We start from the raw sequence: 13,633 nt of genomic DNA, 5'->3' as shown, positions 1-13,633 counted from the left end.
TGATAGTTACATACTAGGAGGAACAAGAATGGCAGAGTTTAATTATGAAATCGTAGAAGAAATCGCAGTTTTATCGGAAAATCCAAAAGGTTGGCGTAAGGAACTGAATTTAGTGAGCTGGAATGAACGTCCGCCAAAATTTGATTTACGGGATTGGGCACCAAACCATGAGAAGATGGGAAAAGGTGTAACGTTAAGCAACGAAGAATTTGCGGTATTGAAGGAAACGCTAAGCAAGATGTAGTCTGTACAGAAAGGATCAGAGATAATGAAAAGTATGACTGGTTATGGGCAGGCTGCATTAGCTAATGATGCCTATGAATTAAATATTGAGTTAAAGAGCGTTAACAATCGCTTTTTAGATTTACAGATTCGAATGCCCAAGGAACTAAATCCTTTCGAGTCCTTGATTCGCAAGATTGCGAAGGAAAAAATCCAGCGTGGACGTGTGGATGTTTTTATTAACTTGACCCCGTTAAAAAGTGGAAATAAACAGGTTTCAGTTGATTGGTCGCTGTTACAGCAATTGGTTAATGAGCTGAAAAATGGCGGAAAAGAGCATTTTGGTATTGTTGATTTCCCTGTGGAGCAGGTTCTAGTCAAGGCGATGGAACAAAGTGATTTTGTGACGCTGGTTGACCAACCCACAGAAGAAGAGACACTAGAGGAATTAGTCCAAGCAGTAGCTAATGAAGCATTTACTCAGTTAGCAGCTAGTCGTGAATCCGAAGGGGCGGGGATTCGTAAAGTTTTAGTGGACTACGGTAGCAAAGTTCAAGCTCTAGTGACTCAGTTAAATGGCTTTGTAACTGAGTATGAAGCAGATTTTCAACAACGATATCAAACGAAATTAGAAGACTATTTAGGAAATACTGTCGACCAAGATCGCTTACTAACTGAACTGGCGATTTTATTGGAACGTGGCGACATCCATGAAGAATTAGACCGTCTAAGTATTCATTTGGAAAAATTAGCAAAACTTTTGGAAACCAACGAACCTGTTGGCCGTGAGTTGGATTTCTTATTACAGGAAATGAATCGTGAAGTTAATACAATTGGGTCAAAATCTAGTCCAATTCAGATAAAAGATATCGTAGTTCAATTAAAAACAATTTTGGAAAAAATCCGTGAACAAATTCAAAATGTTGAATAGTTTGGTTGATTTTCGTAAGAAATAGCAAGTAGCTTACGGATGCCTCTTGAAATATTCACAAAAAAAGTGCACAATAGGCGTTAGCTAAAAAGAGCATGAAAGGGCGTTAGTATGTCTGAACGAGGACTGTTGATTGTATTGTCGGGACCTTCCGGAGTTGGAAAAGGAACGGTTAGAAAAGCTATTTTTGAAAGAGACGATAATGAGTTCCAATACTCCGTCTCAATGACCACCCGTCCGATGCGGGAAGGGGAAGTAGACGGCGTTGATTATTATTTCCGTACGAAGGAAGAGTTTGAAGCGATGATTGAAGCGGGCGAGATGCTGGAGTATGCTGAATATGTCGGAAATTATTACGGTACGCCGCTTACTTATGTAAACAAAACATTGGATGAAGGCAAAGATGTCTTTTTAGAGATCGAAGTCCAAGGTGCCCAGCAAGTAAAAGAAAAAGTGCCTGATGGTGTCTTCATTTTCTTAACACCACCAGATCTGGCCGAATTAAAGGCGCGGATCGTCGGACGAGGTACTGACAGTCCTGAAGTGATTGATGAACGGATGCGCGTTGCGCGCCAAGAAATCGAGATGATGGCCCTTTATGATTATGCTGTTGTCAATGATCAAGTACCAAAAGCTGTCGATCGAATCAAAGATATCATCGTCAGTGAACATTATCGAGTTGACCGAGTGATTGGTAAATATATTAAAATGTTAAAGGAGATATAAGCTTATGATGTTAAAACCTTCAATTGATACGTTGTTAGACCATGTGAATTCAAAATATTCTTTAGTTATCTTAGCTAGTAAACGCGCCCATGAACTAGATGCAGGTGCACAACCGACCTTAGATTCATTTGAATCAGTGAAAAGTGTTGGACAAGCTTTAGAAGAAATTGATGCTGGAACAGTCATCAATGATCCGCATCCAGAAATCAAACGGGAACGTTTAAAAATGGAAGAGGAAGAACGCCATTTGCAACGGGAACGTGATCAACGTGATTTAGAAGCACGGATTCGCAACGAACAAAATTAAGCAACGTTTTTTGCTGATGAAGCGTAAATGGGATTGTACCAATAATTTGGCGCAGTCCCTTCTTTTTTGCGTCAAAGTTTTCCTTACATAGTTTCATTAATTTAGGTGTTTATAGCAAAAATCGAGTACAATATTTAAGAATGGAGGCGGAAGAAATGAAATTAGCACAAGTGATCGTAGATGTTCCAGCGATGCAGACGGATCAGCCGTTTAGCTACTTGATCCCGCCTCAACTAGCGGTAGAAATCGGAATGCGAGTAGAGGTCGGTTTTGGTCCGCGGCATGTCCAAGGTTTTGTTGTTGGTTTTGAAACTGCGCCAGAACCGCTGCCGGATAATTTAAAACCGATTATTCGTGTGTTGGACTTAACGCCAGTTTTGAATCAGGAATTATTGGCGTTGGCGGATTATATGAAAGAGACGACGTTTGCGTTTAAAGTAACTTGTTTGCAGACGATGCTGCCTAGCGTTATGAAGGCGGACTATCAAAAACGTTTGTATCTTGTTGCGGAAAATGCTGCTGTTCAAGCAAAGTATTTCGGTGAATCTGATTCGTTGACTTGGGAAGAAGCCGAAACGCAGGGCTGGCTGAAAGAATTAGCTATATTGCGTGAACAAGGGATCGTTGAACTACGCTATGAGGTACATACTAAAAACAAAGTGAAGACGGAGCGCTATATTAAGCGGAGCTTCGCACCAGAAAATTTAGAAGGGTTAAAAGCAGACTTACGCAAAAATTCCTATAAGCAAGAACAACTGCTAGATTATTTAACGGCACTTGCTGATGAAGAATTGATCGCCGTCAAACAAATGAAGGCGGAGGATTTTTCTTTAGCCAATCTGAATCAGGCGGAGAAAAAAGGCTGGCTGGAATTTGTTGCGGTTGAGAAATATCGAGATCCTTATGCCGAAAGAGAAATTAGCCAAACTTCGGCACTAGAGTTGAACGACGAACAAAGAGCCGCTTATGAGGCGATTAGCAAAAAAAATGCTAACCATGAACACCAGGTCTTCTTATTGGAGGGAATAACCGGTAGCGGCAAGACGGAAGTCTACCTGCAGGTTATTCAAGATGTACTGGCAAATGGGCAGACTGCTATGATGCTAGTACCAGAGATTTCATTGACCCCGCAAATGGCGACTCGTTTTAAAGCACGTTTTGGTAGTGAAGTAGCTGTTTTACACAGTGGCTTGTCGCAAGGGGAAAAATACGACGAATGGCGTAAGTTAGAGCGTGGGGAAGCTCATGTGGTTGTAGGAGCTCGTTCAGCCATTTTTGCTCCATTAGAAAATTTAGGTGTGATCATCATTGATGAAGAACACGAAACTAGCTACAAACAAGATGAATCCCCACGCTATCATGCCCGTGATCTAGCAATTTGGCGTGGAAAATACCATCATTGTCCTGTAGTGCTAGGCAGTGCGACGCCATCGTTGGAATCACGCGCGCGAGGTCAGAAGGGTGTTTACCAGTTATTAAAGCTGAATGAACGCGCCAATTCTCAGGCAGCCTTGCCGACAGTCGAAATTGTCGATATGCGGGAAGAAATGCAACGTCGTTTGAATTCTTCTTTTTCGGAAAAATTAGAAGAAAAATTACGCGACCGTTTAGCCAGAGGAGAACAAAGCGTATTACTTTTGAATCGTCGCGGCTATTCTTCATTTGTAATGTGTCGCGATTGCGGCTTTGTATTACCTTGTCCCAATTGCGACATCTCTTTGACCTTACATATGGATACGAAGACGATGCGTTGCCATTACTGCGGACATGAAGAGGGGATTCCTCGTCGTTGTCCAGAGTGCGGCAAGGATAAGATTCGTTATTTTGGAACTGGAACAGAAAAAGTACAAGAAGAGCTAGCGGAATTGATTCCGGAGGCTCGTGTGTTACGGATGGATGTGGATACGACCCGACGTAAAGGGGCCCACGAAAAGATCTTAACGGCCTTCGGAGATCACGAAGCGGATATTTTGCTAGGTACGCAGATGATCGCAAAAGGGTTAGATTTTCCAAATGTGACATTGGTTGGCGTGTTGAATGCCGATACGGCATTGAATCTACCGGATTTCCGCTCTAGTGAACGAACCTTTCAATTGTTGACCCAGGTTAGCGGCCGAGCAGGGCGTGGAGAAAAAGCTGGTGAGGTTGTTATTCAGACCTTCAATCCAGAGCACTACACGATCAAGCTAGCACAGCATCATGATTACGAAAGCTTTTTCCAACAAGAAATGCGAATTCGTCATCAGACGGATTACCCGCCTTATTATTACACGGTCAAAGTAACGATTTCTCATCAAGAAGAGATGCGGGCGGCTCAAAAAGCCTTTCAACTAGCAGAACAATTACGTAAGCAATTAAGTCCACAAAGCATTCTGTTAGGACCGACACCTGGCGCAATCTTACGAATTAAAAATCGGTATTACTACCAATTGATTATCAAATATAAAAACGAACCGAAGCTACAGGCAACTTTAGAAGATATTTTACAAGTAAGCCAAAAAGATCAGCGCCAAGGCTTATTGATCGCTATTGACAACGAACCGATGTACTTTATCTAAAAAATCTCATCAATGGAGGAATGACATGCGTTACCCTATTATTATCCACCCTGACGAACGCTTAAACAAAAAGACCGAGCCGATCGAATACATCACTGACGAGATTATTACGCTGTTAGACGATATGTATGAAACAATGGTGGCTCACGATGGCATTGGGCTTGCAGCCCCGCAAATTGGCAAGAATTTGCGTATCGCGGTTGTTGAAGTGGAAGAAGGCGATCGCTTTGATTTTATCAACCCTGAAATTATCGAAAGCAAAGGAACTAGCATCGATGTTGAGGGATGTCTTTCGATTCCAGAAACATACGGAACCGTTGAACGCGCTGATGAAGTAATGGTCCGTTATTATGACCGCGAAGGATCAGAAATGGAAGTCACAGCTTACGGCTATTTAGCTCGAGCATTTCAACATGAAATTGATCACCTAGAAGGAAAATTGTTTATCGACCAAGTGATCGAAATCATCAAACCAGAAGATTTAGAACGTTATATGGAGGAACATGTCGATGACTAAAATTATATTTATGGGAACACCCGCTTTTTCTGTCCCTATTTTAGAGAGCTTGATCGAAGCTGGTTATGAAGTAGCGGCGGTAGTCACACAACCTGACCGCCCTGTTGGAAGAAAAAAGATTATCACTCCTACACCAGTAAAGGAAGCAGCATTGAAGCATGACTTAATCGTTTTGCAGCCAGAAAAAATCAGTGGATCTCCTGAAATGGAGAAAATCAAAGAATTGGCACCTGATTTATTGATCACAGCAGCTTTCGGGCAATTTTTACCTGAGAAGCTATTGCAAGTTCCTAGACTAGGAGCAATCAATGTTCATGCATCATTATTGCCGAAATATCGCGGTGGTGCCCCAGTGCATTATGCAATCATGGAAGGCGAAGATGAAACCGGTGTAACAATCATGGAAATGATCAAAAAAATGGATGCAGGCGGCATTTTCAGTCAGAAAAAAATTGCCATCACGAAACAAGATGATGTCGGTACGATGTTTGAAAAACTTAGCCAAGTTGGTAAAGACTTGTTATTAGAAACGCTGCCTAAGATTATTTCTGGTGAGTTAAAGCCAACACCGCAAAACGAAGAGGAAGCCACGTTTTCGCCAAATATCAGTCGTGAACAAGAAGCGATTGATTGGCAAAAGACCGCGGAAGAAGTCGACAATCAGGTTCGCGGAATGCATCCATGGCCTGTAGCGTTTACAACCTATGGAGGGGTACGGTGGAAAATTTTTCATACGACCCCATTAGAAGAAACCACTACTGCTGCCCCAGGGACAATTGTTGCTCGTACAAAAAAAGCCTTACATATCGCGTGTGGCCAAGGAACGATGCTAGCAATTGATGAATTGCAACCAGCGGGCAAAGCTAAACAAACAATCCAAGCCTTTTTAAATGGCAGTGGTCAAGCTATTGCTGAAGGACAGCAGGTGGGCTAATGGCAAAAATACCAAAGAAACTATTACGTTCTGTTCGTTTTACTGCGTTAGAAGCAATCGAGCGGATCAATCGCGGCGGTGCTTATTCTAATTTATTGCTGAATGAGCTAATCCAAAAGAATCAAGTCGATGGCAAGGATACAGCACTCTTAACAGAGCTTGTTTATGGTACGATTAGTCGGCAGCTTTTATTAGCGTATAATATTGAGCCTTTTATCAAGAAAGCGAAGAAAGTTGATCCATGGGTGAAAAGCTTATTGCAACTATCCATTTATCAAATGCTCTATTTAGATCGGGTACCGGATCATGCGATTATCAATGAAGCGGTGGAAATCGCTAAAGCCAAGGGAAACCCTGGCACAGGGAAATTTGTCAACGGTGTCTTACGCTCATTTCAACGTGAAGGTGCCCCTTCGTTGGAACTGATTAAAGATCCGATCGAACGGTTAGCAACTGAAATTAGTTTGCCTAGATTTCTAACAGAAAAATTTGTGGCAGAAGTTGGTGAAGAAGAGACCCGTAAATTGGGCTTGTCTTTATTGGAACCTAGCCGGGTAAGCGCTCGGATTGATACGCGGTTCTTAACACGTGCAGAGGCGATCGAAGCTTTGGAAGAAGACGGAATTGAAGCGCGTGACAGCGAACTTTCACCTTACGGGATTGTAGCCGATAAAGGGTTTTTAGCCGGTAGTGAATTGTTTCAAAATGGCTGGTTGACGATTCAAGATGAGAGCTCGATGCTGGTTGCTCAAGCGATGCAGATCAAACCAGGTCAAAAAGTTTTGGACGCCTGTGCAGCCCCAGGAGGGAAAACCACTCATATCGCGGCATTGTTGCAAGATGAGGGGTCAGTAACGGCATTGGATATCCACGATCACAAGCTAAAGCTGGTTCGTGAAAATGCGGAGCGATTACGCGTAGCGGATACTGTTGTGACCAAGAAAATGGACGCGCGTGAAGCAGCGGAAAATTTTGCCTCTGAAACCTTTGACCGTATTTTAGTGGATGCTCCTTGTTCAGGATTAGGCTTAATGCGTCGAAAACCAGACATCAAATATCAGAAACAACCACAAGATTTTGTTCAATTGCCCAAAATTCAGCTAGAAATTTTAAAGAATTGCGCTCCCACATTGAAATCTGGTGGGATTATGGTATACAGTACATGTACAATTGCTAAAGAAGAGAATCAACAGGTGGTGGATGAGTTTTTAGCTAACCACTCTGAATTTGAAAAAATTGAGTTAAATTTAGAAATGAAATTACAGCCAGCGATTCATGAGCAAATGTTGGTTTTATATCCAGAAATGTTTATGACAGACGGCTTCTTTATTTGTGCAATGCGAAAAAAATAGAAAAATGAGGTGGACAAAAGGATGGAGATCCAATTTCAATCAGACATCGGCAAGCGGCGCAATATGAATCAAGACTACGCAAATGTTTTTACCAATCAAGCAGGAATGTATTTGGCGATATTAGCTGATGGTATGGGCGGTCATTTAGCTGGTGATGTTGCTAGTAAAATGGCGGTGGACGGTTTAGGCGCTGCTTGGTCGGCCTCAACTATTGAACAACCTGAAGAAGCCGCTAAATGGTTTTCAGATGAAATTCAAAATATCAATGAAGCAATCTATCAAGAAGGGATTGCTCATCCTGAAATGCAAGGAATGGGGACAACAATTGTTAGTACGGCCTTATTAGATGAAAAATTCGTTCTAGCTCACGTTGGTGACAGCCGGGCCTATTTGATCCAAAATAATCAACTACAACAGTTAACAGATGATCATTCCTTAGTCAATGAGCTACTGAAATCTGGGGAAATTACTGCAGAAATGGCAGCAATCCACCCACAAAAGAATGTACTAACTCGTTCAGTGGGTATCGCTGGAACGATCAAAACAGATATTTCAGAGCATCAATGCCATCAGAACGATTATTTGCTATTGTGTTCAGACGGCCTGACTAACATGGTAAGTGAAGAAGCTATTTTAGCAATCGTGGAAAGTGATCAAACATTGGAAGCAAAGACAAAACAATTGATCAATGCGGCCAATGATGCCGGTGGTGCGGACAACATCACTGTCTTGCTGATCCATTTTGAAGGGGAGGCTCGTCCATGATTGAAATAGGCAAATTGGTCAATGGACGTTATAAAGTCATCGCCAATATCGGCAGTGGCGGTATGGCGAACGTCTTATTGGCTCACGATTTGATTTTGGATCGTGATGTTGCCATCAAAATATTACGCTTCGATTTTCAAAATGATCAAACTGCGATTCGTCGTTTTCAACGGGAAGCTTTAGCAGCTACTGAAATGGTTCATCCTAATATCGTCGGCGTTTACGATGTGGATGAAGAAAGCGGGATGCAGTATTTGGTTATGGAATATGTGAAGGGGATGGATTTGAAACGCTACATTCAAATGCATCAGCACATTCCGTACGGCAAAATAGTAGATATCATGGAACAAATTCTTTCTGCGGTGAGTTTAGCTCATGCACATGGAATTATCCATCGCGACTTGAAGCCGCAAAATATTTTGATGGATCAGGCAGGCGTGGTAAAAATCGCGGATTTTGGTATTGCGATCGCCTTATCTGAAACTTCTCTGACCCAAACTAATTCTATGTTAGGATCTGTACATTATCTTTCACCAGAGCAAGCCCGAGGCAGCATGGCAACAAAGCAATCGGATATTTACGCTCTGGGGATTATTTTGTATGAAATGATCACCGGAAGCGTTCCTTTTGATGGGGAATCAGCTGTAACGATCGCCTTGAAGCACTTTCAAGATGAAATGCCATCGGTAAAAGGGTTTGACCCTGAAGTACCACAGGCATTGGAAAATATCGTCATGCACGCAACCGCGAAAGAACCAGCAGATCGTTATAAAACGGCAGAGGAAATGGCAGCAGATCTTTCAACAGCATTGACACCAGCACGTGCAAACGAGTTGCCTTGGCGTCCAACGGCAATGCTGGATGAAACAAAAGTGTTGACCCCGATTCAGCCAGAAGAGAACCAAGAGGAAAAGCCGAAAGAAGAGCAACCTGCTCCTGAAGAAAAGCCGAAAAAGAAAAAAGGTAAGAAACGATTTATTTTCCTTTTCTTATTGCTAATGTTGGGAATCGGCGGAGTTGTCGGCTATTTGATGACCAGCTCGGCAGAGATTTCAATTCCGCAAGTTCAAAATATGACGGAGGCAGAAGCACGAACGACGTTAAAAGCTGCAAAGTTAACTGTAGATAGCAAAACATCCGAAGTGCCGAGCGATACAATAAAAAAAGGACTTGTGGTTAAAACCAATCCCGAAGCAGGTACGATGATTAAAAAAAGTCGTTCTGTGCATTTATTTATTAGCTCAGGGACAAAAAAGGTCACGCTAAAAAGTTATGAAGGCCAGACGATTGACGCTGCGACAGAAGAGCTAACAGAAATTGGTTTTTTAGAAAAGAACATTGTTTCTGAAAAAGTCAACGATGATAACGTACCAGTAGGCCAGATTTTAAGTCAGTCTCCTAAAAGCGGGACAAAACTTGATCCTAAAGAAGATGAAGTCACGTTTAAGGTTTCTAATGGACCTAAGAAAATCAAAATTGGGGATTATTCTCAAATGACCTATGAAGAGGCTCGGGAAAGTCTATTACAACTTGGTATTACATTAGATCAAATCAAGCGAGTGGATGAGTTTAGCGAGACGGTTGAAACGGGCGAGGTCATCAGTCAAGATCCTGTAAGTGGAACAGGATTGACTTCAAAAGATACAATTACTTTAAAAGTCAGTTCAGGATCAGAATACGCTACCCTAAATGATTTATCTGGTCAAGATAAGACAACAGCGGAAAGTACCCTTACAAATTTAGGGTTAAAATATTCTGAGCAGCAAGAGTTTTCGGATGAGGTTGAAAAGGATAAAGTTATTCGTACAGATCCCGGAGCAGGGTCAATTAAACTTGGTAGTACGGTAACAGTTTATGTTTCAAAAGGTCCCGAAAATGAAGAAACAAGTTTTGATGTGACTATATCAGCTAAATATACTGGATCTGGCGACCAGCCCGATACGATTACAGTGATGCTAAAAGATGCTAAAAATACCAGTCTAACGCAGGTGTTAGATTTCAAAGTAGATAAAAATACAACTCCAATGGGACAGACAGTCTCTGTAACGCTAAAAAAAGGAGACTCTGCCACTATTCAGGTTCAACGTAATGGCAATCCAGCAGTTACTAAAAATGTTCAAAAAGCTGAAACGATCACAGTATCGTAAAAAAACCTTTCCTAATTTATTAGGAAAGGTTTTTTAGGTCATTTGTACTGAAATTGATTTTGAAGTATGCTACAATAAAGTTGAAATTGAAGAATACTCATTTTGCTAATGATCAGTAGGTTACTTGTAAAAATACTGATAAGAAAGAATCTGAATAGATTTGAAGATGAGAGACGGTTTGGAGAGTTTTAAGTAAAAGGAGATGAGACGGATCGAAGGACAGATTCGTAAAGCCTTAAGTGGTTTTTATTATGTTGCCAGTGGAGGAAAGATTCATCAGACACGTGCACGTGGAAATTTTCGCAAAAAGAAATTAACCCCGTTGGTTGGAGATGAAGTTGTCTTTAGTAGTGAAGAAAATAGTGAAGGCTATATTCTTGAATTGTTGCCGCGAAAAAATGAATTGGTTCGTCCGCCAGTCGCCAATGTTGATCAAGGTGTAATCGTGACGAGCCTTGTTGAACCTAATTTTTCTTATAATTTATTAGATCGTTTCTTAGTGACCTTGGAAAATAAATATATCCATCCAATCATCTATTTATCGAAGACAGACTTAGCGGCGGATCAAGCGCTAGTAAATGAAATACGGTCCGTGTATGAACCCCTTGGTTACCCTGTAATTGATGGGGAACAAGATAAACAAAAATTAACGGATCTGTTTGTGGATCAGTTGACTGTTTTTATGGGTCAGTCTGGAGCAGGAAAATCAACATTACTGAATGATGTCTCGCCGGACTTAAATCTAGAGACTGGGGAAATTTCGGATTCACTCGGACGTGGTCGCCATACTACTCGTCATGTTGAATTATTAGATTTATTTGGTGGATTGGTAGCGGACACTCCTGGATTCAGTTCAATTGAATTTCTAGAAATTTCTGCTGAAGAGCTCCCAAAAGAATTTCCAGAATTTCGCGAAGCCGCACCAAATTGTCGTTTCCGTGAGTGTCGTCATGTGAAAGAACCGGGCTGTGAAGTGAAGCATCGATTAGAAGAAGGTACGATTGCACAGACTCGTTACGATAATTATTTGCAGTTTTTACAAGAAATCGAGAAACGTCGTCCTATTTACAAAAAGAGTAAATAGCTTCAAAAACGTTCAGTGAATAAATACCTTTAAATGAAAAAGGATTTCAGTCCAACTTTTCGCAGTCTAATCGATAAGGGAAACTAAATCATATCATTAAGCAAGACAATCCTGAATGCTGCTAGTTGGATGATATACGGCTTGAAAATCAGACTTATTTTTTCTGCAAGGGAAAATAAATACATTAAAATGAAAAAGGATTTCAGTCCAACTTTTCGCAGTGTAATCGATAAGGAAAACTAAATCAGATCATTAAGCAAGACAATCCTGAATGCTACTAGTTGGATGATATACGGCTTGAAAATCAGACTTATTTTTTCTGCAAGGAAAAATAAATACATTAAAATGAAAAAGGATTTCAGTCCAACTTTTCGCAGTGTAATCGATAAGGGAAACTAAATCATATCATTAAGCAAGACAATCCTGAATGCTGCTAGTTGGATGATATACGGCTTGAAAATCAGACTTATTTTTTCTGCAAGGAAAAATAAATACATTAAAATGAAAAAGGATTTCAGTCCAACTTTTCGCAGTGTAATCGATAAGGGAAACCAAATCATATCATTAAGCAAGACAATCCTGAATGCTACTAGTTGGATGATATACGGCTTGAAAATCAGACTTATTTTTTCTGCAAGGAAAAATAAATACATTAAAATGAAAAAGGAGTAAGGATTATGAAAATTGCCCCATCAATTTTAAGTGCGGATTTTGCACGTCTAGGTGAAGAAGTAAAAATGGTAGAAGATGCAGGTGTGGACTATATCCACATTGATGTGATGGATGGAAACTTTGTACCAAATATTTCTTTTGGTCAAGTTGTCGTGAGTGCGTTGCGCCCAGTGACGAAATTACCATTGGATGTTCACTTGATGATCGCTAACCCAGAAAACTACATCAATGATTTTGCGAAAGCTGGAGCGGACATCATTATGGCTCATGTGGAGGCTACGCCGCACATTCATCGCGTGATTCAAATGATAAAAGCAGCTGGCGTGAAGCCAGGGGTTGTCTTGAATCCAGGCACACCAGTTGAATCAATCAAATATGTATTAGACGATGTTGATCAAGTTCTAGTAATGACGGTTAATCCAGGTTTCGGCGGTCAGTCATTCATTGAGAGTCAAGTTGAAAAAATCGCAGAGTTGGATCGTTTGCGTAAAGAACATGGCTATCATTACGAAATTGAAGTTGATGGTGGCATTCAACCAGAATCAGCAAGAAAATGTGCCAAGGCAGGCGCAGACGTCTTTGTTGCTGGATCGTATATCTACGACGCAGAAAATCCGCAAGAAAAGATCAATGCGCTACGGGCAGCTATGGACTAATGAAAATTTTACTTGTTGCAGGCGGTGATCCTAATCACTGGCCTGCTTTTTCGAATAATTTTGATAAAATCATCGGAATTGATCGTGGGAACTTGTTTCTTTTGCGTCGAGGGATTATTCCTGATTTAGCGATTGGTGACTTTGATTCGTTGAATGAAGCTGAAAAAAAAGAAGTCTTTAGTCAGGTAAAAGAAACACAGACTTCGCCTGCTGAAAAAGATGATACTGATACGCAATTGGCACTGGTTCGTACCTTTGAGTGCTATCCTAAAGCGGATATCACCTTGATTGGTGCGACAGGGGGACGGCTAGATCACTTATTAGCCAACCTATGGTTAGGACTAGAACCACGATTTGAGCCATTTTTGACTCAGATTAAGATAGCGGATAAAGGAAATATAGTAAGCTATATTGCTTCAGGAAATCATACTATCAAGAAAATCCCAACCATGAAATATCTAGCATTTTGTTGCTTGACTCCTGTAAAGCAATTGACCTTGAAAAATGTGAAATATGAGCTTTCTGCAGTTGATTTTTTACAACCGACCAGTCTAGCTAGCAACGAGTTTTTGACAGGAGACGCTGAAGTAAATTTTTCAGATGGTTTAATCGCTGTGATCCAGAGTAAAGATATTTAGTTAAGAGTATCGATTCGTTTTTTTTGAAACGAATTGTCTACTCTTTTTTTTATTTATGAGAGATACTAAAATTCTCTAAAATCAACCGTCCTTGCTTTTTAATCCCTTCATTTAGTGGTAAAAT

At 40.9% G+C, this 13,633-nt stretch carries 13 protein-coding genes; all 13 read left to right on the top strand.

The features are described 5' to 3' along the window. The first annotated feature begins 28 nt into the window (after positions 1-28). The 13 genes from IGI44_RS14620 (at position 29) to IGI44_RS14560 (ending at position 13,509) form a co-directional block, all read left to right on the top strand. Positions 29-244 (top strand): YdbC family protein, encoded by a 216-nt coding sequence (locus IGI44_RS14620; RefSeq protein ID WP_216409533.1) that lies wholly within the window; start codon positions 29-31, stop codon positions 242-244. A gap of 24 nt (positions 245-268) precedes the next feature. Beyond that, a complete protein-coding gene (locus IGI44_RS14615; RefSeq protein WP_438788471.1) occupies positions 269-1,153 on the top strand; it encodes a YicC/YloC family endoribonuclease in 885 nt (294 codons plus the stop codon). Between the two features lie 111 nt (positions 1,154-1,264). Then, positions 1,265-1,879 carry a guanylate kinase gene (gene gmk / locus IGI44_RS14610; RefSeq protein ID WP_438788470.1) on the top strand — a complete coding sequence of 205 codons (615 nt, stop codon included), beginning with the start codon at positions 1,265-1,267 and terminating at the stop codon, positions 1,877-1,879. Between the two features lie 4 nt (positions 1,880-1,883). Then, complete coding sequence (gene rpoZ, locus IGI44_RS14605; protein ID WP_010745310.1) at positions 1,884-2,186, top strand: DNA-directed RNA polymerase subunit omega; 303 nt, start codon at positions 1,884-1,886, stop codon at positions 2,184-2,186. Positions 2,187-2,341: 155 nt separating this feature from the next. After that, complete coding sequence (gene priA, locus IGI44_RS14600) at positions 2,342-4,744, top strand: primosomal protein N' (RefSeq protein ID WP_438788469.1); 2,403 nt, start codon at positions 2,342-2,344, stop codon at positions 4,742-4,744. 25 nt (positions 4,745-4,769) lie between these two features. Beyond that, the gene (def, locus tag IGI44_RS14595) at positions 4,770-5,261 is read left to right on the top strand and encodes a peptide deformylase (protein ID WP_438788468.1); all 492 of its coding nucleotides are present in this window, start codon (positions 4,770-4,772) and stop codon (positions 5,259-5,261) included. Continuing rightward, positions 5,254-6,195, top strand: a complete 942-nt coding sequence (fmt, locus tag IGI44_RS14590; RefSeq protein ID WP_438788467.1) for a methionyl-tRNA formyltransferase — start codon at positions 5,254-5,256, stop codon at positions 6,193-6,195. Before def ends, fmt begins: the two co-directional genes overlap by 8 nt. Continuing rightward, positions 6,195-7,547 (top strand): 16S rRNA (cytosine(967)-C(5))-methyltransferase RsmB, encoded by a 1,353-nt coding sequence (rsmB, locus tag IGI44_RS14585; protein ID WP_438788466.1) that lies wholly within the window; start codon positions 6,195-6,197, stop codon positions 7,545-7,547. Before fmt ends, rsmB begins: the two co-directional genes overlap by 1 nt. A gap of 21 nt (positions 7,548-7,568) precedes the next feature. Beyond that, positions 7,569-8,312: a Stp1/IreP family PP2C-type Ser/Thr phosphatase gene (locus IGI44_RS14580; protein ID WP_438788465.1), complete on the top strand. Its 744-nt coding sequence runs from the start codon at positions 7,569-7,571 to the stop codon at positions 8,310-8,312. Continuing rightward, on the top strand, positions 8,309-10,459 hold the full coding sequence (pknB, locus tag IGI44_RS14575; protein WP_438788464.1) for a Stk1 family PASTA domain-containing Ser/Thr kinase: 2,151 nt from the start codon (positions 8,309-8,311) through the stop codon (positions 10,457-10,459). The genes IGI44_RS14580 and pknB overlap by 4 nt, the downstream gene beginning before the upstream one ends. A 202-nt stretch (positions 10,460-10,661) precedes the next feature. Further along, a complete protein-coding gene (gene rsgA, locus IGI44_RS14570) occupies positions 10,662-11,543 on the top strand; it encodes a ribosome small subunit-dependent GTPase A (protein ID WP_438788463.1) in 882 nt (293 codons plus the stop codon). Between the two features lie 677 nt (positions 11,544-12,220). After that, positions 12,221-12,871 (top strand): ribulose-phosphate 3-epimerase, encoded by a 651-nt coding sequence (gene rpe, locus IGI44_RS14565; protein WP_438788462.1) that lies wholly within the window; start codon positions 12,221-12,223, stop codon positions 12,869-12,871. Then, positions 12,871-13,509, top strand: coding sequence for a thiamine diphosphokinase (locus tag IGI44_RS14560; RefSeq protein WP_438788460.1), 639 nt, complete (start codon positions 12,871-12,873; stop codon positions 13,507-13,509). The genes rpe and IGI44_RS14560 overlap by 1 nt, the downstream gene beginning before the upstream one ends. Positions 13,510-13,633: the final 124 nt, after the last annotated feature.

Source organism: Enterococcus sp. DIV0756 (assembly GCF_051710745.1).
Classification (GTDB): Bacteria; Bacillota; Bacilli; order Lactobacillales; family Enterococcaceae; genus Enterococcus_A.
This window is presented reverse-complemented; position numbering and strand designations above follow the sequence as displayed.